2 protein-coding genes are annotated in these 22,687 nt (G+C 71.7%); both read left to right on the top strand.

What is annotated here, in order from left to right; genetic code table 11:
* The first annotated feature begins 31 nt into the window (after positions 1–31).
* Complete coding sequence (locus tag L324_RS07045) at positions 32–22,360, top strand: non-ribosomal peptide synthase/polyketide synthase (RefSeq protein WP_268871890.1); 22,329 nt, start codon at positions 32–34, stop codon at positions 22,358–22,360.
* The gene (locus L324_RS07040; RefSeq protein WP_007029404.1) at positions 22,357–22,566 is read left to right on the top strand and encodes an MbtH family protein; all 210 of its coding nucleotides are present in this window, start codon (positions 22,357–22,359) and stop codon (positions 22,564–22,566) included. The genes L324_RS07045 and L324_RS07040 overlap by 4 nt, the downstream gene beginning before the upstream one ends.
* Positions 22,567–22,687: the final 121 nt, after the last annotated feature.

The following is a 22,687-nucleotide window of genomic DNA, read 5'->3' as shown; positions in this document are numbered from 1 at the left end:
ACCGCATACGACGTTTCACGCTCTTCGAACGGTGGAGGCAACCCCGATGAACCGCGGCTTTCCCCTGACCCCGGCCCAGCAGGGGATCTGGCTGGCTCAGCAGCTCGACCCGGCCGATCCGGTCTACACGATCGGCTGGGTCGCGGAGCTTCGGGGCGAAATCGAGGTCGCCCGGCTGGCCGACGCCGTCCGGCGGGCGGTCGCGGAGGCGGAATGCCTGCACGTCACGGTGGAGGTGGAGAACGGCGAACCGCGCCAGCTTCCCACCGCGCCCGCCGAGGTCGCCGTCCTGGACTTCGCCGGTGAGCCCGATCCGGAAGCGGCGGCCGACGCCTGGGCGCGGGCGGAACTGGCCGTGGTCGCGGATCTCGGCCGGGGCCCGCTCACCGCGCACACCCTGCTGATCCTCGCCGAAGACCGGGTCCGCTGGTTCCAGCGCTATCACCACCTGGTGATGGACGCGCACGGCCAGGCCGTGCTGACGCGGCGCGCGGCGGCGCTCTACTCGGGCACCGCCGAGGAGGTCGACTGGCCACTCGCGGGGCTGATCGAGGCCGGCTACGACGGGAAGGCCGATCAGGCGTACTGGCTCGGCGAACTCGCGGGCAGGCCGAACCCGGTGCGGCTGCTCGAACGCGCGTCGTCCGGACCGGTCCGGCTGCGGCGCCACTCGTGGGAGCTGCCCGCGGCGAAGACCGGTGGCCTGCGGAAGTTCGCCCTCGACGCCGGGACGCGGCTCTCCCGGGTCGCGATCGCCGCGGTGGCGGCCTACGCCCACCGCGTGACCGGCTCCGAAGACCTCGTGCTCGGCCTGCCGGTCACCGCGCGCACCACCCGCGCGCTGCGCGAGCAGCCGGGCATGGTGTCCAACGTCCTGCCGCTGCGGCTGACCGTGCGGCCCGAGACGACGCCGTCGCGGCTGGTCGCCCAGGTCGCCGAGAAGGTCTCCGCGCTGCTGGAGCACAGCCGATACCGCGGCGAGGACCTCGCGCGGGAACTCGGCGCGAGCGGCGGGGTGCACGAACTCGTCGGGCTGAGCGTGAACTTCATGGCCGTGGACGCCGAACTCGCGTTCGGCGACGCGAAGGCCACCGTGCACAACCTCGAACTCGGTCCGATCAGCGACGTCGCCATCGCCGTGTACGACGCGGGCGAGGGCCGGGGCCTGCGTTTCGACTTCGACGCCGACGCGGCCGTGTCCTCGGACGCCGAACTCGCCGAGCACCGCCGCCGGTTCGCCACGGTGCTGGACGGCATGGTGGAACGGCCGGAGCTGCCACTGGCCGCGATCGACCTGCTCACGGCCGGGGAACGGGCCGAGGTGCTGGAACTCGGGACCGCGACGGCGGAGTCGCCGGAAGTGTCCTGGCCCGAGGCGTTCGACCGGGTGGTGGCACGGAAGCCGGACGCCGAGGCCGTCGTCTGCGAGGACGTCCGGCTGACCTACGCCGAGGTCGACGCCGCCGCCAATCGGCTCGCGCGCCTGCTGCGGAACCGGGGTGTCGGTGACGAGGACGTCGTCGCCGTCGCGATGCCGCGTTCGGCCGATCTCGTGGTCGCGCTCCTGGCCGTGATGAAGGCCGGGGCTGCCTATCTGCCGCTCGACCTCGATCATCCCGAAGAGCGCATCGCGTACATGCTGTCGCACGCCGGTGCCGGGATCGTGGTGTCCACCAAGGAAGAAGCCGCGCAACTGCCGTCCACAGTGGACGTCGAACGGATCCTGCTCGACGACGCCGCGATCGCCGGGGAACTCGCGGGACTCGATCCGTCCACTGTGGACGTCGGTGGGATCGCGCTGAGCCGGGCGGCGTACGTCATCTACACCTCGGGCTCGACAGGGAAACCTAAGGGCGTCGTCCTGTCCCACGACGGGATCGGCAGCCTGATCAGCACGGCGACCGAACGGATCGGCATCGGCGGGGACAGCCGGGTCGTGCAGTTCGCCTCGACCGGATTCGACGTGACGGTCTGGGACCTGGTCATGTCGCTGTGCGTCGGCGGGACGCTGATCGTGGTGCCGTCGCACCGCCGGGTCGCGGGCGTGGAGCTGACCGGCTACATCGCCGCCCACGAGGCGACGCACATGATCCTCCCGCCGTCGCTCGTCGCGGCGCTGCCACCGGACTGCGAACTGCCGAAGGGCGCGGTGCTCATCGTCGGCACCGAGACCGTCCCGCCGGAACTGATCGCGCGCTGGGCCGAGGACCTGAAGGTCGTCGCCGCGTACGGGCTGACCGAGGCGACGGTGAACTCGACGCTGTGGGCGGCGGAGCCCGGCTGGACCGGGCCGATCCCGATCGGCAGGCCGGATCCGAACACCCGCTGCTACGTCCTCGACACGGCGCTGCGGCCGGTCCCGGTCGGTGTCGAAGGGGAGCTGTACGTCGGTGGTCGCGGTCTCGCCCGGGGCTACGCCGGACGTCCCGGCCTGACGGCCGAACGCTTCGTCGCCGACCCCTTCGCCGGGGGCGGCGCGCGGATGTACCGCACCGGTGACCGGGTCCGCTGGCGTGCGGACGGCGCCCTCGACTTCCTCGGCCGCACCGACCACCAGGTCAAGATCCGCGGCTTCCGGATCGAACCGGGGGAGATCGAATCCGCGCTCGCCGCCTACGCCGGGGTCGAGCGGATCGCCGTCGTGCCGCGCGAGGTCAAGCCGGGGGACCGGCGGCTGGTGGCGTACGTCGTGCCGGAGGCGGATGGCTCTCCGTCCCTGCTGAAGGATCTGCGCACGCACGCGGAATCGGCGCTGCCGCACTACATGGTGCCGTCGGCGTTCGTGGAACTCGACCGGCTGCCGATCATGCCCAACGGCAAACTGGACCGGACTTCGCTGCCCCTGCCCGATTTCGGCGCCGCCGCCACCGGCCGCGCGCCGCGCACCGAGCGGGAACGGATCCTGTGCGACGTCGTCGCGCGGGTACTCGGATTGCCTTCGGCCGGTGCCGACGACGACTTTTTCGCCCTCGGTGGCGACAGCATCCTGTCCATCCGCCTGGTGCTCGGCGCGGCGGAGCAGGGCCTCGCCCTCACCCCGCGCCAGGTCTTCCAGCACCGGACCCCCGAGGCGCTGGCCGCCTGCGCGGGCATCGTGCCCGGCGAGTCCACTGTGGACGACCGGCCGCTGCTGACGCTGACCGGCGCCGAACGCGCCACGCTCGCCGAGTACGCCGACGTCCTGCCCGTGACGCCGCTGCAGGAAGGCTTCTTCTTCCACGCGGAGTTCGAAGGCGGATCGGCCGCCGACGTCTACACCGTCCAGGAGGTGCTCGACCTCGAAGGACCGGTCGACGCCGCCGCGCTGCGCCGCTCGGCACAGGCCTTGCTGGACCGGTACCCGTCCCTGCGGTCCGGCTTCCGTCAGCTCGACGGCGGCCAGGTCGTCCAGGTGGTGACCCGGCACGCCGAACTGCCCTGGCGCGAAGTGGCGGCCGAAGACGCCGAGGAAGCCTTCGAGGCCGATCGCTCACGCCGGTTCGACTTCGCGCGGCCGCCCCTGCTGCGCGCGACCTTCACCCGGCTCGGCGAGGACCGGGCCAAGCTGGCGCTCACCTTCCACCACATCCTCGCGGACGGCTGGTCGGTCGTCGTGCTGCTCCGCGAGTTGCTGGCCGGATACGCGGGTGCGGACGCGTCGCGGCCGGGACCGGACCCCCGCGCGGATCACCTGCGACGACTCGCGTCGCGCGATCACGAGGTGTCGAGGGAAGCCTGGCGGACCGCGTTGTCCGGAGTGGACGAACCCACCCGGCTGATCGAAGCACCGGCCGCGGACGGGAGACGGCCGTCGCGGGTGCACCTGAACCTCGGCGCGCGGGCGACGGCGGGAGTGGCCGCGATGGCGCGAGCGCACGGGCTCACCCTCGGCACCGTCCTGCACGGCGCCTGGGGCCTCCTGCTCGGGGGGCTCACCGGCCGCGAAGACGTCCTGTTCGGCAGCACGGTCTCCGGCCGGGACACCGGTGCGGCCGGCCTCGAGTCGGCGGTCGGCCTGTACATCAACACGGTGCCGGTGCGGCTGCGCTGGTCCGCCGCCGAACCGGTCGCGTCCGTGCTGCGGCGACTGCAGGACGAGCAGTCGGCGTTGCTGGACCACCAGCATCTCGGCCTCGGGGAACTCCAGCGGATCGCGGGCGCCGGACAGGAAGAACTGTTCGACACCCTCGTCGTCGTCGAGAACTTCCCGCGTGACGACGAGCGCGTGGACCCGTCCGGAACCCTCCGCCTCACCGGTGTCGAGGTCGTCGACGCGGTGCACTTCCCGGTCGCGGTGGTCGTGGCACCGGGGGAAGACCTGGGGTTCAGCCTCAAATTCGACGCCGCCCGGATCGACGCGGTCGCGGCCGGGCAGCTCGCCGAACGCTTCGCCCGGCTGCTGGAGACGCTGACCGCGAACCCGGAGCTGCCGGTCGCGGCCGTCGACCTGCTGTCACCCGCCGAACGCGGCCGTTTGGCCGACCTCAACGCGACCGCGCATCCGGTGCCCGAGCGCACCCTGGCCGCGGCTTTCGCCGAGCAGGTCGCCAGGACGCCGTCCGCGACGGCGGTGCTGTTCAAGGACACCGAACTGTCCTATGCGGACCTCGACGCCCGTGCGGAGGCCTTGGCCCGCACCCTGCGGTCACGCGGGGCGGGCCCGGGCGAGGTCGTGGCCGTCGCCGTGCCGCGGTCGGCCGAGCTCATGGTCGCCCTGCTGGGCGTGCTGAAGGCCGGGGCCGCGTATCTGCCGATCGACCTCGACTACCCGGCCGACCGGCTCGGCTACATGCTGGCCGACTCCGGCGCGCGTCTCGTCGTGTCCGAACCCGGGACGGCGTCGCGGATCCCCGACGCCGACGGGCTGACGCGGGTTTCCGTGACCGATGAATCCGTCACCGGCGATGTCCAGGGCGAACCCGCCAGGGCGGACGACGCCGCCTACCTGATCTACACCTCGGGCTCGACCGGACGGCCGAAGGGGGTGACGGTCACCCATCGCGCGATCGTCAACCGGCTGGCCTGGATGCAGCACGAGTACCGGCTGACCGCGTCGGACCGGGTGCTGCAGAAGACGCCGTCGAGTTTCGACGTGTCCGTGTGGGAGTTCTTCTGGGCGCTGTGCGAAGGCGCCGCCGTGGTGCTGGCCGAACCGGATGGACACCGCGATCCGGCCTATCTCGCGCGGGTCATCCGGGACCGGGAGATCACCACCCTGCACTTCGTCCCCTCGATGCTCGCCGCGTTCCTGGGCAGCGAGGACGTCACCGACGACCTCGGCTGGACCCGAAGCCTCCGGCGTGTGTTCTCCAGCGGCGAGGCACTGACCGGCGAGATCGCCGCCCGCTGGTGCTCGCTCACCGGGGTCCCGCTGCACAACCTCTACGGCCCGACCGAGGCCGCGGTGGACGTGACCTTCTTCGCCACCAACGGATCCGAGGGGACCACCGTCCCCATCGGACGTCCAGTGTGGAACACGCGGCTGCACGTGCTCGACGGCTACCTGCGCCCCGTTCCCGACGGCGTGGCGGGCGAGCTGTATCTCGCCGGTGTCCAGCTGGCCCGCGGCTACCACGGACGGCCGTCCCTGACCGCCGAACGGTTCGTCGCCGACCCGTTCGGAGAACCGGGCCAGCGGCTCTACCGGACCGGGGACCTGGTCCGGCGCCGCGCCGACGGCGAGATCGAATACCTCGGCCGCACCGACCGGCAGGTGAAGATCCGCGGCAACCGGATCGAACTCGGCGAGATCGAGGCCGTACTCGCCGCGCTGCCGGAGGTCACGGCCGCCACGGTGGTCGCGAAGGACGGCACGCTCGTCGGGTACGTGACCGGGGACGCGAACGCGGAGCGGCTGCGTGCCGGGGTGACCGAGGCGTTGCCCGCCCCGATGGTCCCGCAGGCCTTCGTGGTCCTCGACGAGTTCCCCCTGACTCCCAGTGGAAAACTCGACGTCCGCGCGCTGCCCGCGCCCGAGTCCGGCACGAGCGTGGCCGTGGCGTCCGGGAACGAGCAGGAACGGGCGCTCGCGCGGATCTTCGCGGACGTCCTGGGACTGGACGCCGTCGACGCCCACGGGGACTTCTTCCTGCTGGGCGGCGACAGCATCTCCTCGATCGCCGTGTCGAGCCGCGCCCGCCGGGCGGGCTTCGAACTCAGCCCCAAGGACGTCTTCGCCCTCCGGACCCCGGCCGCGCTCGCGGCCACCGCTACGCGGGCCGAGCCGGGACCGGTGGCCGACGCCGAGGGGGTCGGCGCGCTGCCCCTCCTGCCGGAAGTGCTCCGGCTCCGTGAACTGGGTTCCGCTGTCCAACCGGAGTCCGTGGTCCTCACCGCGCCGTCCGGGGCCGACGTCGAAACACTCGCCGCGGCCCTGCAACTGGTCCTCGACCACCACGACGGCCTGCGGCTCGCGCTGACGCGGGTCGCGTCGGTGTTGTGGTCGCTCGAAGTCCGTCCACAAGGGACAGTCCAGGCCGCGGACCTGCTCCGTCGCGCGACGGGGTCCCTCGAGGACGGCTACCGGGACGCGGTGGGACGGCTCACCGACAGCCTGCTGCAGGCGGTCTGGTTCGACGAACCCGGGCGCTTGCTCCTGGTCGCGCATCCGGTCCTGCTGGACGCGCGGAGCTGGCCGGCGCTCGCCGCCGATCTCGCGCTCGCCTGGCGAACCGTGACCGCAGGCGACGCCTCCGCGTTCACGCCGGTGGAGACGTCGCTGCGGACCATCGCGCGCCGGATCACCACGAACGCGCAGGACCCCGCCCTGCTCGGCGAAATCGACCACTGGGCCGCGGTCTTGGCCCCCGGCGCCTTCGAGGTTCCCGCCACGGGCGAGATCACCGAACGCCGGATCGCCCTGTCCACTGAGGACAGCCGCGCGCTCGTCGGCCCGCTGCCCGCCGCCGTGCACGGCGACGTGACCGACGTCCTCTTGGCGGCGCTGAAGGCCGCCGTCGACGGTGACCTCCTCGTCGACGTCCACGAGCGGGTCGCCGACGCCCCGCGCACCGTCGGTGCCCTGACGTCAGTGCGTCCGGTGCGCCTCACCGCGACCGGTGCGCCGCTGGCGATGCTCAAGGCCGTCAAGGAAACCGTCCGGGCGACGCCCGGGGGCTACGGCCCGCTGCGGTACCTCAACGCGCAGACCGTGTCGCTGTTCACCGGGCTCGCACGGCCGCGGATCGCCCTGCGGTACGACGGGCGTGTCCCCGCCGGACCAGGGGAGTGGCAGGTCGACGGACACGTGGCGGTCCCGCCGCCGGGTGACCACGTCCTGCGGATCGGCGTCGCCTGTGAGGACACCGGGAACGGGCCGCGGCTGACGGCGACGTTCGCGGGCCCGGCCGGGGCGGTCGCCCTCGCCGATCGGTGGGCGGACGCCCTGGCGGAACTCGCGGCGGCGGACACCGGCGCGCCCGCGGGGCTCACGCCGTCCGATCTGGAACTGGTGTCGCTGACGCAGGAGGAGATCGCGCGCGTCGAGCGGTCCAGCCCGGTGCCGGTCGCCGACATCTGGCCGCTGTCGCCGCTGCAGGAAGGCCTGTTCTTCCACTCCAGCTACAACTCCGACCGGGTGGACATCTACACGATCCAGGAGGCGATCGACTTCGATCACCGCCTCGACGCCGACCGCCTGCGGGCGGCGGTGTCCGCGCTGCTGCGCCGGATCCCGAGCCTCGGAGCCGGGTTCACCAGCGAGGGACTGCGCGGGCCGGTCCAGTTCGTGGCGGCGGACGTCGAACCCCCACTGTCCGAAGTGGATCTTTCGGAGCTGCCCGAGGACGAACAACGGGCCCGGCTCGAAGACCTGATGGCCGAGGACCGCGCGACACGGTTCGACCTCGACGCCCCGCCGCTGTTCCGCCTGAAGCTGGTGCGGCTCGGCGGCGGACGCGATCGCGTGGTGCTGAACCGCCACCTGCTGCTCTGGGACGGCTGGTCGGCCTGGCTGGTCATCGAGCAGCTGTTCGCGCTGTACGACCTCGGCGGGGACGACCGGACGCTTCCCGCGCCGGGGTCCTATGTGGACTTCCTGCGCTGGCTGGACCGGCAGGACATCGAGTCGGCGACGGAGGCCTGGCGCGAGGCGCTGTCCGGGCTCGCGGAGCCGACCGTCATCGGGCCGGACGGTCAGGACCTGGTCCCGGCCACGCCGGTCAACCTGGACACGGTGCTGCCCGTCGAGCTGAGCCGCGGCCTCCGCGAGCAGGCCCGGCGGCACGGCCTGACCGTCAACTCCGTGCTGAACGCCGCCTGGGGCGTGGTCCTCTCGACCATGACCGGGCGGCACGACGTCGTGTTCGGCGCCGCCGTCGCGGGCAGGCCCGCCGCCGTGCCCGACATCGAGAACACCATCGGCCTGTTCCTCAACACCGTGCCCACCCGGGTGCGGCTCGACGCGGGCGAGTCCGTCCTGGACCTGGTGCGGCGCCTGCAATCCGAGCGGATGGACCTGACGCCGTACGAGTTCATGAGCCTCGGCGTCCTGCAACGGGAAGCCGGGCATCGAGTCCTGTTCGACACGCTCTTCGTACTGCGCAACGCGGACGGCGACGAGCGTCGCGACGGCCTCCGCCATCGCCACGGCATCACCGACCTGCTCAACATCGACGCGACGCATTACCCGCTCACACTGGTGGTGACGCCGGGCGAGGAACTCCGGATCACGCTGTCCTACCGGGACGACGTGATCGACGCCGCCCAGGCCGCGTCCGTGCTGGGCCGGTTCACCTCACTCGTCGAGCAGATCGTCGACGACCCCGCCAAGCCCGTCGGTGCGCTCGCGACTGTGTCCACAGAGGACCGTGCCGCGCTGGAGGCGGGCTGGGCGGAAGCCGAGCATCCGGTGATCGAAGACACGATCGCGGACCTGCTCGCCGTCCAGGCGGAGCGGACTCCCGACGCGACCGCCCTGGTGTTCGGCGAGGAACAGCTGACCTACGCCGAACTCGACGCGCGGATCAACCGGATGGCCCGCCTGCTGCTGGCGAAGGGCGCGGAGCCGGAACAGGTGATCGCGCTCGGCCTGCCGCGCTCGATCGACATGGTCGTCGCGTTGTTCGCCGTGCTGCGGACCGGCGCGGCGTATCTGCCGCTGGAACTCGACTACCCGGCCGACCGGCTCGCGGTGATGCTGGAGGACGCGGCACCGCTGTGCCTGGTGTCCACCAAGGACGTCTCGGCGACACTGCCCGGCCCGACGCCGCGGATCCTCGTCGACGACCACGAAGACAGGGCGTTCGGCGACGGCCCGATCTCCGACGCCGAACGCCCGCTGTTCGCCCGCGGCCGCGCGAACCGCATGGAGCATCCGGCGTACGTCATCTACACCTCGGGCTCGACAGGCAAGCCCAAGGGTGTCGTCACGCCCTATCGCGGCCTGACGAACATGCAGCTCAACCACCAGGGCGCCATCTTCGCGCCCGCCATCGCGTCGGCGGGCGGGCGGCGGCTGCGGATCGCGCACACCGTGTCGTTCGCCTTCGACATGTCGTGGGAAGAGCTGCTGTGGCTCGTCGAAGGCCATGAGGTCCACGTCTGCGACGAGGAACTGCGGCGGGACGCGCGGGCGCTCGTGGCGTACTGCGACGAGCACGAGGTCGACGTCGTCAACGTGACCCCGACCTACGCCCACCTGCTGATCGAGGAAGGGTTGCTGGAGGACGGGGACGGGCGGCACCGGCCCGCGCTCGTCCTGCTCGGCGGCGAGGCGGTCTCGGAGTCGGTGTGGAACCGGCTGCGCGACACCGACGGGACCTACGGCTACAACCTGTACGGCCCGACCGAGTACACGATCAACACCCTCGGCGGTGGCACGACCGACAGCGACACCCCGACCGTCGGCAAGCCGATCTGGAACACCCGCGCCTACATCGTGGACGCCTGGCTCCGGCCGGTCCCGGACGGGGTCGCGGGTGAGCTCTACATCGCGGGCGAGGGCCTGGCCCGCGGGTACCTCGGCCGCCCCGGCCTGACCGCCGAACGGTTCGTCGCCGACCCGTTCTCCGGCGGCGGCGGGCGGATGTACCGCACCGGCGACCTCGTGCGCCGCCGCCCGGACGGGAACCTCGACTTCCTCGGGCGGACCGACGACCAGGTCAAGATCCGCGGCTACCGCGTCGAACTCGGCGAGATCGAGACCGCGCTCAGCCGGTACCCGGAAGTCGCGCAGGCCGCGGTCATCGCGCGGCCCGACCCGTCGGCGCCCGGGCTGCAGCGGCTCATCGGCTACGTCGTCCCGGCCGAACTGAGCGGGGACGCGCGGGCCGAGGCGGAGGCCGACCAGGTCGGCGAATGGCGGCAGATCTATTCCGACGAGTACACCGAGATCCCGACCGCGCTGTTCACCGAGGACTTCGCGGGCTGGGATTCCAGCTACGACGGGGAGCCGATCCCGCTGGAGCACATGCGGGAATGGCGGCGGGCGACCGTCGACCGCATCGCCGAGCTGAAGCCGGAGCGAGTGCTGGAGATCGGTGTCGGCACGGGTCTGCTGATGGGGCAGATCGCGCCGTTCGCGCGGGAATACTGGGGCACCGACCTCGCCGCGCCGGTGATCGCGAAGCTGAACCGCGAACTGGAGCGGGATCCGGCGCTGGCGGCGAAGGTGAACCTGCGCGCCCAGCCGGCGCACGTCTTCGACGGCCTGCCCGCCGGGCGGTTCGACACGATCGTGATCAACTCCGTCATCCAGTACTTCCCGAGCGTCGACTACCTGACCGGCGTGCTCACCCAGGCCCTCGGCCTGCTCGCGCCCGGGGGCGCGCTGTTCGTCGGTGACGTGCGGAACCTGCGCCTCGCCCGCGCCTTCCACACCGCGATCCAGCTCACCCGCGCCGACGCCACCTCCGACGTCGCCCAGGTACGGCGGGCGATCGAACGCGGCGCCGCGCTGGAGAAGGAACTGCTGATCGACCCGGACTACTTCACCGCGCTCGCGCGGCGCTTGCCCGGGGTCGCCGCCCAGGTCCGGATCAAACGGGCGAGGCTGCACAACGAGCTGAGCCGGTACCGCTACGACGCGGTCCTGGTGAAGGAGCCGGCCGAGGTCTTCTCGGTCGCCCAGGCCCCGCGCCTGCCGTGGGACGAGGTCGGTTCGCTCGCCGAGCTGGAGGGGCATCTCGCGGAGACCGAAATGCTGCGGGTGTGCCGGATCCCGGACGCCCGCCAGCTGCCCGAGGTCGAGGCGACCCGGGCGCTGGACGCCGGTGCGCCGCTCATCGACGTCCTCGCCCGTTTCCGTGCTGCCGAGGGCGTCGAACCCGAGGACGTGCACGAACTCGGGGAACGGCTCGGCCACCGGGTGCACACGACCTGGTCCGCGGATGGTGCCTTCGAGGCCGTGTTCGTCCACAAGGGACAGACGGACGCGCTGATCACCGACGTGCACCGGCCGGTCTCGGCCGGGACGAACCTGGCCAAGTACGCCACGAGCCCGACGTCCGCGCGTGGCGGCGGCGAACTGGTGCAGCGTCTCCGTGACCGGCTCAAGACGGAACTGCCGGACTACATGGTCCCGGCGGCGTTCGTCACCTTGGGCAGCCTGCCGCTGACCGACAACGGCAAGCTCAACGTGCGGGCGCTGCCGGACGCCGATCCCGCGGTGCGGCTCACCGAAAGCCGCCCGGCCGAGACCGTCGAGGAAGAAACGCTGTGCGCGCTCTTCGCCGAGGTCCTCGGGCTGGACGGCGTCGGCGTCGAGGACAACTTCTTCGACCTCGGCGGTCATTCGCTGCTCGCGACCCGGCTCATCAGCCGGGCCAGGACCGAACTCGGCGCCGAACTGGCGATCCGTGACCTCTTCGAGGCGCCGACGGTCGCCGAACTGGCCGCCCGCGCGGGCGGCGGTGAACCGGCGCGGCCCGCGGTGGTCCGGGCCGAGCGTCCCGGACGGATCCCGCTTTCGTCGGCCCAGCGCAGCCTCTGGCTGGTCGACCGGATGGAACCGAACGCGGTCGCCTACAACTTCCCGCTGACCTTCCGGTTGCGCGGCGAACTGGATCTCGCCGCGCTGCGCGCCGCACTGGGCGACGTCCTCGGCAGGCACGAGGTCCTGCGGACCGTCATCGAGGAGTACGACGGGGAACCCTGCCAGCGCGTTCTCGACGCGCCGGAGATCCCGTTCGCCGTCGAGGAGTGCGCCGAGGCCACGCTGGACGCCCGCGTCGCCGAGCTTTCGCGGACACCCTTCGATCTGGCGCGCGAGATCCCGGTCCGGCTGCGCGTACTGCGGCTCGGGGCGCGGGACCAGGTGATCTCGCTGGTCCTGCACCACAGCGCGACCGACGAATGGTCGGACCGGCCGTTCCTGGGCGACCTGACCGCGGCCTATCAGGCCCGGCTCGGCGGCGAGGCTCCAGTGTGGACGGAGCTTCCCGTGCAGTACGCCGACTTCGCACTGTGGCAGAAGGACTTCCTCGAACAGCACGGTGCCGGCCAGGTCGCCTTCTGGGCGGAGTCCCTGCGCGGCGCCCCGGACGAGCTGACCCTGCCGCTGGACCGCCCGCGCCCGCTCCGCCCGATCGGCCGGGGCGGGAAGGTGAAGTCCCCGCTGTCACCCGAGCTGTCGGCCGCTGTGCGTGCCCTGGCGGCGAAAGCGGGGGCGAGCCCGTTCATGGTGCTGCAGGCGGCGGTGGCCGCCCTGCTGCACCGGACCGGCGCCGGGGACGACATCCCGCTGGGTGCCCCGATCGCAGGACGTACTGACGAACGACTAGAGCAGCTCGTCGGGTTCTTCGTGAACACCCTGGTACTGCGGACCGATCTGTCGGGCGAGCCGACGTTCGCCGAGTTGCTCGACCGGGTGCGCGAGGCGGACCTCGCCGCGTTCTCGCACGGCGACCTGCCGTTCGAGCGCGTCGTCGAGGAGCTGAACCCGCCCCGCGTGCCGGGCCGCAACCCGCTGTTCCAGGTGATGGTGGGCTATCACCGGCAGGGCGGTGCCCACGACGTGCTCGGCCTGCCCGCCGAGTGGTTCGAGATGGACACCGGGATGGCGAAGTTCGACCTGCACTTCACGATGGTCGACGACGAGCGCACCGCCACGCTGATGCTGGAGTACGCCGAAGACCTCGCCGACGCGGCGACGGCGGGCCGCTTGCTCGCCCGGCTCAAGTCCTTGCTGGACCAGGTCACCACCGCGCCGGACCGGCCGGTCGCCACCCTCGACGTCCTCGTCGGGGACGAACTCGCGCGTGTCACCGGCTGGAACCGCACGGCTCGTGAGGTCCCGGTCGCGACGTTGCCGGAGTTGTTCGAGGCTCAGGTGGCGCGGACGCCGGATGCTGTCGCTGTGGTGTTCGAGGGCTCCGAGCTTTCGTATGCCGAGTTCAACGCGCGGGCGAATCGGCTGGCGCGGTGGCTGGTCGAACAGGGCGTGGGTGCGGAGTCGGTGGTGGCGGTGTCGCTGCCGCGGTCGATCGATCTGGTCGTCGCGCTGTATGCCGTGCATAAGGCGGGGGGCGCGTACCTGCCGGTCGACAGCGACTACCCGGCGGACCGCATCGCCTTCATGCTCGAAGACGCGTCTCCCGCGGTGGTCCTCGACGAACTGCCCGGCCTGGACGGCTATTCGCCTGAGAACTTGGGTCGGGTCGTGGATCCCTCGTCTCCGGCGTACGTGATCTACACGTCGGGTTCGACCGGTCGTCCCAAGGGCGTCGTGGTGCCGCATTCCGGTATCGTGAACCGTCTGCTGTGGATGCAGGACGAGTACGGTCTGACGGCCGACGATCGGGTGTTGCAGAAGACGCCGTCGAGTTTCGACGTGTCGGTGTGGGAGTTCTTCTGGCCGCTGCTCACCGGCGCGACGCTGGTGGTCGCGAAACCCGAGGGGCACAAGGACCCGGTCTATCTGGCGGAACTGATCCGCACGGCCGGGATCAGCACCGTCCACTTCGTCCCGTCGATGCTGGCGCTGTTCCTCGAAACCGCGAGCTGCGCGGGATTGCGCCGGGTGATCTGCAGCGGCGAGGCCCTGCCGTCCGAGCTGGCCGCTCGCGTGGACGTCCCGCTGTACAACCTCTACGGCCCGACGGAAGCGGCCGTCGACGTGACGGCCTGGCGGGCCGGTGCCGAGACGACGCCGTCCGTCCCGATCGGGCGTCCGGTGTGGAACACGCGGACGTACGTGCTGGACGCGCGGCTGAACCCGGTCCCGCCGGGTGTCCCCGGTGAGCTGTACCTCGCCGGGGTGCAGCTCGCCCGCGGGTACCTGGCCCGGCCGGGGCTGACCGCGGAACGGTTCGTGGCCAACCCGTTCGACGCGGGGGAGCGCATGTACCGGACCGGCGACCTCGCGCGCTGGTCCGCCGACGGTGTCCTCGAATTCCTGGGCCGGGTCGACGACCAGGTCAAGATCCGCGGTTTCCGGGTCGAACTCGGCGAGGTCGAGGCGGCGCTGACCGCGTCCGGTTCCGTCACGCGTGCCGTGGTCGTCGCCCGGGAAGACCGGCTGGTGGCCTACGTCGTCGGTTCCGTGGACGGGCTCCGCGAGGCCGTGGCGGCGAAGCTGCCGGAACACATGGTGCCGTCGGCGTTCGTCGTCCTCGACGAGATCCCGCTGACCCCGAACGGCAAACTCGACCGCAAAGCACTGCCCGCGCCCGAGTTCACGACCACCGAGGGCCGGGAACCGCGGAATGCCAGGGAAGAGGCGCTGTGCGCGCTGTTCGCCGACGTGCTCGGCGTGGAGCGGGTCGGCATCGACGACGACTTCTTCGCGCTCGGTGGGCATTCGCTGCTGGTGATGCGCCTGATCAGCCGGATCCCGGCCGGCCTGGACGCCACGGTCTCGGTCCGTGACGTCTTCGACGCCCCCACCGTCGCGGGGCTGGCCGCACGGCTCGCGGAGCCGACGGCCCGGCCGGTCCTCGGTGCCGGTCCGCGTCCGGACGTGCTGCCGCTTTCCCCCGCGCAGCAACGGTTGTGGTTCCTGTACCGGCTCGAAGGGGTCACGCCCACCTACAACATCCCGCTCGCCTGGCGCCTGCGGGGAGACCTGGACACGGACGCGCTGCGTGCCGCGATCGGCGACGTCGTCGAGCGGCACGAAACCCTGCGGACGGTGTTCGCCGAGGAGGAAGGCGTCGCCGCGCAGCGGATCTTGACCGACGCGCGGCCGGAGGTCGCGTTCGTCGTCGCCGAGGATCTCCCCGCCCAGCTGTCGGCGGAAGCCGGACGCGGATTCGCCCTCGACGAGGAACTCCCGATCCGGGCCACCGTGTTCGCGGTCTCGCCGAAGGAACACGTTCTCCTGCTGGTGGTGCACCACGTGGCGACCGACGAGTGGTCGCAGGGACCGCTGATGGCCGACCTCGCCACGGCCTACGAAGCAAGGCTGGCGGGCGAAGCTCCACAGTGGACAGAGCTACCCGTCCAGTACGCGGACTACGCTTTGTGGCAACGGGAGCTGCTCGATGCGACGGCGTCCGGCCACCTGGAGTTCTGGCAGGAGACGCTGGCCGGACTGCCGGACGAGCTGGCCTTGCCGTCGGACCGGCCGCGCCCGGCGGAGTCGAGTCACCGAGGCGGCCTGGTCACCTTCCCGATCGACGCCTCACTCAGCGGACGCCTGCGCGAGGTCGCCCGGCGGCACGACGTCAGCATGTTCATGCTGGCGCAGGCCGCGGTCGCGGCCCTGCTGCACCGGCTGGGCGCCGGGGACGACATCCCGCTCGGCGCGCCGAGTTCCGGGCGCACCGACGAACGCCTGGAGCCGCTGGTCGGCTTCTTCGTGAACTCCCTCGTGCTGCGCACCGATCTCTCCGGCGATCCGGCGTTCGGCGACCTGCTCCGCCGGGTGCGGGCGGCGGACCTGGCCGCGTTCGAACACCAGGACCTGCCGTTCGAGCGCCTGGTCGACGCGGTCAATCCGGAACGCTCGCTGGCCAGGCACCCGTTGTTCCAGGTGATGGTGGTCTACCTGCCCGCATCGGGCGACGGCCTGGCGCTGTCCGGTCTCCGCGCGGAGCAGGAGGACTTCGCCCAGGGGATCGCCAAATTCGATCTCGAATTCGGCTTCCTGGAGAACGCCGACAGGATCTCGGGCGCGATCGAGTACAGCGCGGACTTGTTCGACCACGCCACGGCCGAGGCGATCGGGCGGCGGCTGGTCGCGGTCCTGGAGCAGGTCGCCGCCGATCCCGCGATCCCGGTCGGCGCGCTCGACGTCGTCGACGAGGACGAGCGCGGTCAGCTCGCGCGCTGGAACGACACCGCGCACGACGTTCCGGCGGCGACGTTGCCGGAGTTGTTCGAGGCTCAGGTGGCGCGGACACCGGATGCTCCCGCTGTGGTGTTCGAGGGCACGGAGCTGTCGTATGCCGAGTTCAACGCGCGGGCGAACCGGTTGGCGCGGTGGCTGGTCGAGCAGGGTGTGGGTGCGGACTCGGTGGTGGCGGTGTCGTTGCCGCGCTCGATCGATCTGGTCGTCGCCCTGTACGCGGTCCACAAGGCGGGCGGCGCGTACCTTCCGCTCGACAAGGACTATCCGGCCGACAGGCTGGCCTACATGCTCGAAGACGCGGCCCCGGCGGTCGTCCTCGACGAGCTACCTGAACTCGACGGTCACCCCGACGGGAATCTCGGCCGCGTCGTCGATCCGAAATCCCCGGCGTACGTGATCTACACGTCGGGTTCGACCGGGCGTCCCAAGGGCGTGGTGGTGCCCCATGAGGGCATCGTGAACCGTCTGCTGTGGATGCAGGATGAGTACGGTCTGACCGCCGACGACAGGGTTCTCCAGAAGACGCCGTCGAGTTTCGACGTGTCGGTGTGGGAGTTCTTCTGGCCGCTCATCACCGGCGCGACCCTGGTGGTCGCCAAACCGGACGGCCACCGGGATCCCCGCTACCTCGAGTCGGTGATCGGTGACCAGCGGATCACGACGCTGCACTTCGTCCCCTCGATGCTGGAGGCGTTCCTGGCCGAAGAGCCGGCCTGGCACGGCGTCCGCCGGGTCCTGTGCAGTGGTGAGGCGCTCCCGCCGGAACTGGCCGCCCGCGTGGACGTCCCGCTGCACAACCTCTACGGGCCGACCGAGGCTTCAGTGGACGTGACCTCCTGGGAGGTCGTCGACGGCACTGTCCCCATTGGACGTCCAGTGTGGAACACCCGCACTTATGTCCTGGATGCCCGGCTCCAGCCGGTTCCTCCCGGTGTCGCCGGTGAGCTGTACCTGGCGGGCACGCAGCTCGCGCGTGGCTATCTCGGGCGGGCGGGTCTGACCGCGGAACGGTTCGTGGCGAACCCGTTCGACGCGGGGGAGCGCATGTACCGTACCGGTGACCTCGCGCGGTGGCGGGCCGACGGCGCGCTCGAGTACCTCGGCCGGATCGACGACCAGGTCAAGCTGCGCGGATTCCGGATCGAGCTGGGCGAGATCGAGTCCGTGCTCTCCCGGCGGGTCCCGGCGCGGGTGGTCCTGCGGGAAGGAAGGCTCGTCGCCTACCTGGCCGGAGCTGCCGACGTCGAAGACCTCCGGCGTCTCGCGGAGTCCGCGTTGCCGGAGTACATGGTGCCGTCGGCGTTCGTCGTCCTCGACGAGTTCCCGCTGACCCCCAACGGGAAGCTCGATCGCAGGGCACTGCCCGCCCCGGACTTCGCCGAGGCCGTGTCCGACGACGCTCCGCGGACGCCGCGGGAGGAGCTGCTCGCGTCGCTCGTCGCCGGTGTCCTCGGGCTGGAGCGGGTCGGCGTCCACGACGACTTCTTCCGCCTCGGCGGCGACAGCATCGTCGCGATGCAACTGGTCGGCCGGGTGCGGAGCGCCGGGCTCCTGCTCAGCCCCCGCGATGTCTTCCGGCATCGCACCGTCGCGGCCTTGGCCGAGGTCAGCGCGGTACGGCTGGACGCGCCCTCGGCGTCGAGCGGGAAGCCGTTGGTGGAACTCGACGACGGCGAACGCGCCGAGATCCTCGAAGCAGCCCCCGACACGGCCGAGGTGTGGCCGCTGACGCCGCTGCAGGCCGGGTTGCTCTTCCACGCGACCATGGACGGTGACGGCCCGGACGTCTACACCGTCCAGGTGTCGTTCGACCTCCACGGACCGCTCGACCCGGACCGCCTGCGTGACGCCGCTCAGGCACTCGTCGACCGGCACGCCGTGCTGCGCACCGGTTACCGCTATCTGGCTTCCGGCCGTCCGGTCGCGTTGGTGGCGCGCTCGGTCACGGTGCCCTGGCGCTTCGTGGAAGCCGCGGACACCGTCGAGGCCGAGCCGGCCCACGACCGGCGCCGCTTCGATCCGGCGGCCGCGCCGGTGCTGCGCTTCCTGCTGCTGGCCCTGCCGGAAGGGCGGCACCGGCTGGTGTTCACCCACCAGCACGTGCTGCTCGACGGCTGGTCGGTGCCGCAACTGTTCGCGGAGCTGTCCCAGCTCTACGCGGGCGCGGACCCGGCGCCCGCCAGGCAGTACCGTGACCACCTCGCGTGGCTCGGGGACCAGGATCGCGAGGCGGCGGAGTCCGCCTGGCGGCAGGCACTCGACGGGCTGACCGAGCCGACCCACCTCGTCCCGCACGACCCGCAGCGCGTCCCGGCCTTGCCGGACCGCCGGACCCTGGAGTTACCGGAGCGGGCGACCGCCGCGCTGGCCGAACTGGCCCGCGCACGGGGGCTGACGCTGAACACCCTCGTCCAGACCGCGTGGGGCATCGTGCTCGGCAGGCTGACCGGCCGGACGGACGTCGTGTTCGGCGCGACCGTCGCCGGGCGGCCGCCCGAACTGGCCGGGGTCGAGCGGATGATCGGCTTGTTCATCAACACCCTCCCGGTGCGGATCGTGCTGGACCCGGCCGAAAAGCTGGGAGCGCTGCTCGACCGGGTCCAGGACGAGCAGTCCGGCCTGATCGCGCACCAGCACCTCGGTCTCGCGGACATCCAGCGCGGCGCCGGGCTCGGCGAGCTGTTCGACACGCTGATGGTGTTCGAAAGCTATCCGGGCGCGGAGGAGGACGAGGCCGGTGCCGGGTTGCGCGGGGAGATCGTGCGCCACGAGGACTCCACGCACTATCCGCTCACCTGGGCGGTGGAACCCGGCACGCGGCTGAAGCTCACCGCCGAGTACCGCGCCGATCTGTTCGACGACGGCCTGGCGGAACGACTCCCGGTCGCGATGGAGCGGGTGCTGACCGCGATGGTGTCCGATGTGGACAGGCGGGTCGGCAGGGTCGACATCCTGGCCGAGGCCGAACTCGACCGGATCCTGCGCGAGGGGAACGGAACGCGGCTCACCGTCGAGCCGTCCACCGTGGCCGGTCTCTTCGAGGCACAGGTCCGGCGTTCGCCCGGTGCGGTGGCGGTGGTGTCCGGCGACGTCACCTGGACCTTCACGGAGCTGAACGAGCGCGCCAACCGGCTCGGCCGGGCGCTGGTCGCCCACGGGGTGGGGCCGGAGGACTTCGTCGCGCTGGCGCTGCCGCGGTCGGCGGACGTGCTGCTGGCGATCCTCGCCGTCCACAAGGCGGGCGCGGCGTACCTGCCGCTGGACCCGGACTATCCGGCCGAGCGGCTGGCGGCGATGCTGGCCGACGCGCGGCCCAAGCTGATCCTGACCGAACCCGAGCTGCTGGAGTCGTTGCCGCGGACCGGCATCGAGACGCTCGCGCTGTGCGCGCTCGTCACCGAGGACCGGCAGGGGCACGACCTGACCGACCGGGACCGGATCCGGCCGCTCGTCCCGGAACATCCGGCGTACGTGATCTATACGTCGGGTTCGACGGGAACGCCCAAGGGGGTCGTCGTCCCGCATCGCGGGGTGGTGAACCTGTTCCACAGCCACCGCGCCACCCTCCACCGGCCCGCGGTCGAAGCCACCGGCAAGCCGCATCTGCGGGTGGGGCACGCGTGGTCGTTCTCCTTCGACGCGTCCTGGCAGCCGCAACTGTGGCTGCTCGACGGGCACGCCGTGCACATCGTGGACGAGGAGACCCGGCGCGACCCCGAACTGCTGGCCGCGATGATCGAGCGGGACGGCTTCGACTTCATCGAGGTCACGCCGTCGTTCTTCGCGCAGATGGCGGACGCCGGCCTGCTCGACGGCGACCGGTGCCCGCTGGCCGTGATCGGTGTCGGCGGCGAGGCTGTCCCGGAGAGCCTGTGGCGCCGCCTGGCCACTTTGAACGGGACCGAGGCGTTCAACCTGTACGGACCGACGGAGTCCACAGTGGACGCACTGGTCGCGCGGATCGGGGACAGCGAGAAGCCGCTGGTCGGCCGTCCCGTCGCGAACACCCGCGCCTACGTGCTGGACGCGGCACTGCGGCCGGTGCCGCCCGGCGTCACCGGTGAGCTGTACATCGCCGGTGCCGGTCTCGCCCGCGGTTACCTCGGGCGGGCGGCGCTGACCTCGGAACGCTTCGTGGCCGATCCGTTCGGTCCGGCGGGCGCACGGATGTACCGCACGGGCGACCTCGCCCGGTGGACCGCGGACGGACGGCTGGACTTCGGCGGGCGCGCCGACGACCAGGCGAAGATCCGCGGGTTCCGGATCGAACCCGGCGAGGTCGAAGCCGTGCTGGAGCGGCACGACGAGGTCGCGCAGGCCGTCGTCCTGGTGCGCGAGGACCGCCCGCGGGTCAAGCAGCTGGTGGCCTATGTGGTGTCCACTGTGGACCGAGAGGACCTGCGAAGGTTCGCTGCCGAGGCGCTGCCGGACTACATGGTCCCGGCGGCGTTCGTCACGCTCGGCGCGCTTCCTGTGCTGTCCAACGGGAAACTGGACCGCAAAGCCCTGCCCGCGCCCGACTACGCGGAGCTGGCCGGTGGCCGGGCGCCGGAGACGGTGCGGGAGAAGACCTTGTGCGCGCTGTTCGCGGAGGTGCTCGACGTACCGGAACTCGGTGCCGACGACGACTTCTTCGCCCTCGGCGGGGACAGCATCGTCGCCATGCGGCTGGTCAGCCGGGCGCGTGCGGCCGGACTGAAGATCACGCCGCACGACGTGTTCGCGGGCCGGACGGTCGCGGCGCTGGCCGAGGTCGCCGAGAGCCTGGAGGACGACGGCACGGTCGCGCTCACGCCGATCATGCACGTGCTCCGGGAACTGGGCGGGCCGATCGCCGGATACCACCAGGCCGCGCTGCTGCGGACGCCGTCCGGGATGACCGGCGCGCAGCTGGAGACCGTGCTCGGCGCGGTCGTCGCGCGACACGACATGCTGCGCGCGCGGCTCGACCGGTCGGTGGACGGCTGGGCGCTCCGGGTGGCCGACTCCGTCGAGGTCCGGGTCGACCGGGTCGACGCCGGGGGCGGCGACCTGTTCGCGCTGATCGAGCGGCACGCGGAGCCGACGCGGGCCCGGCTGGACCCGGACGCCGGCGTGATGCTGAGCGCGACGTGGTTCGACGCCGGATCCTCGGAACCAGGCAGGCTGCTGCTGATGATCCACCACCTGGCCGTCGACGGTGTCTCGTGGCGGATCCTGTTGCCGGACCTCGCTTCCGCCTGGGCAGCCGTCGCGCTCGGCCGGGTGCCCGAGCTGTCCTCTGTGGACACCTCCTTCCGGCGGTGGTCGCAGGCGCTGACCGCACGGAAGCGGGATGGCGAGCTGGATTTGTGGAAGTCGGTGCTGGCCGGTGCGGACCCGATCCCGCTGGACCGGCCGCTCGACCCGGCGCGGGACGTGCAGGGAACCGTGAAGAAGGTGGCGCTGACCTTGCCCGCGGAGCGGACCGCGCCCCTGCTGACCCGGGTGCCGTCGGCGTTGCGGGCGACGGTCAACGACGTCCTGCTCACCGGCCTCGCGCTCGCCGTCGCCCGGTGGCGCCGGGACGAGGGCAGGGCGGTGCTGGTCGACGTCGAAGGGCACGGCCGTGAGGAGCACCTGGCGGGCGGGGCCGATCTTTCGCGGACGGTCGGCTGGTTCACCAGCGTCGTCCCGGTATGCCTCGACCTGGGCGAGCTGGACCTGGACGACGCGTTCGCGGGCGGGGCCGCCGCGGGTGTCGCGCTGGAACGGGTCCGGGCCCATCTCGACGGGCTGCCGGACGGGGGGATCGGGCACGGCGTGCTCCGGTACCTCGACCCGCGCACCGGTCCCGAGCTGGCGAAGTTCGCGAAGCCGCAGATCGAGTTCAACTACCTGGGCCGGATCGGTGTCCCGGAGGCGACCGACTGGTCGTACGCGGCGGAGGCCGAGGCGGCGGAACTCGGGGCGGACGAGGAGATGCCGGTCTCGCACGCGCTCACGATCAACGCCCTGACCGAGGACCGCCCCGGCGGCCCCGAACTGGGCGCGCACTGGTCCTGGCCGGAGGCCGTGCTGACCGAAGGGTCGGTGCGGGAGCTGGCGGAGGACTGGTTCGCCGCGCTGGACGCGCTCACGCGGCGGGCGGACTCGCTGGATTCATCGGATACACAGAAGGAGAACAAGGCATGACGAACCCGTTCGAGAACCCCGACGGCACGTACCTGGTGCTGGTCAACGACGAGGGGCAGCACAGCCTGTGGCCCGAGTTCGTCGAGGTCCCGGCGGGCTGGACCACGAAGTTCGGCCCGGCTTCGCGTCCGGAGTGCCTCGAATACGTCGAGACCAACTGGACCGACCTGCGGCCCGCCTCGCTCGTCAAGGCCATGGAGTCCTGACCCCGCTTGCGGTCTCGTGAGTGGTAATGACGGTTAGAACCGTCATTACCACTCACGAGACCCGAGAGCCGAGTGTTGGTCCCTGATTTCCTTTGCCGAAATAAAACGTGAGTACGGTTCG

This window comes from Amycolatopsis orientalis DSM 40040 = KCTC 9412 (assembly GCF_000478275.1).
Classification (GTDB): Bacteria; Actinomycetota; Actinomycetes; order Mycobacteriales; family Pseudonocardiaceae; genus Amycolatopsis; species Amycolatopsis orientalis.
Note: the sequence above shows the minus strand (reverse complement) of the source record. Positions and strands in the feature narration are given on the sequence as shown.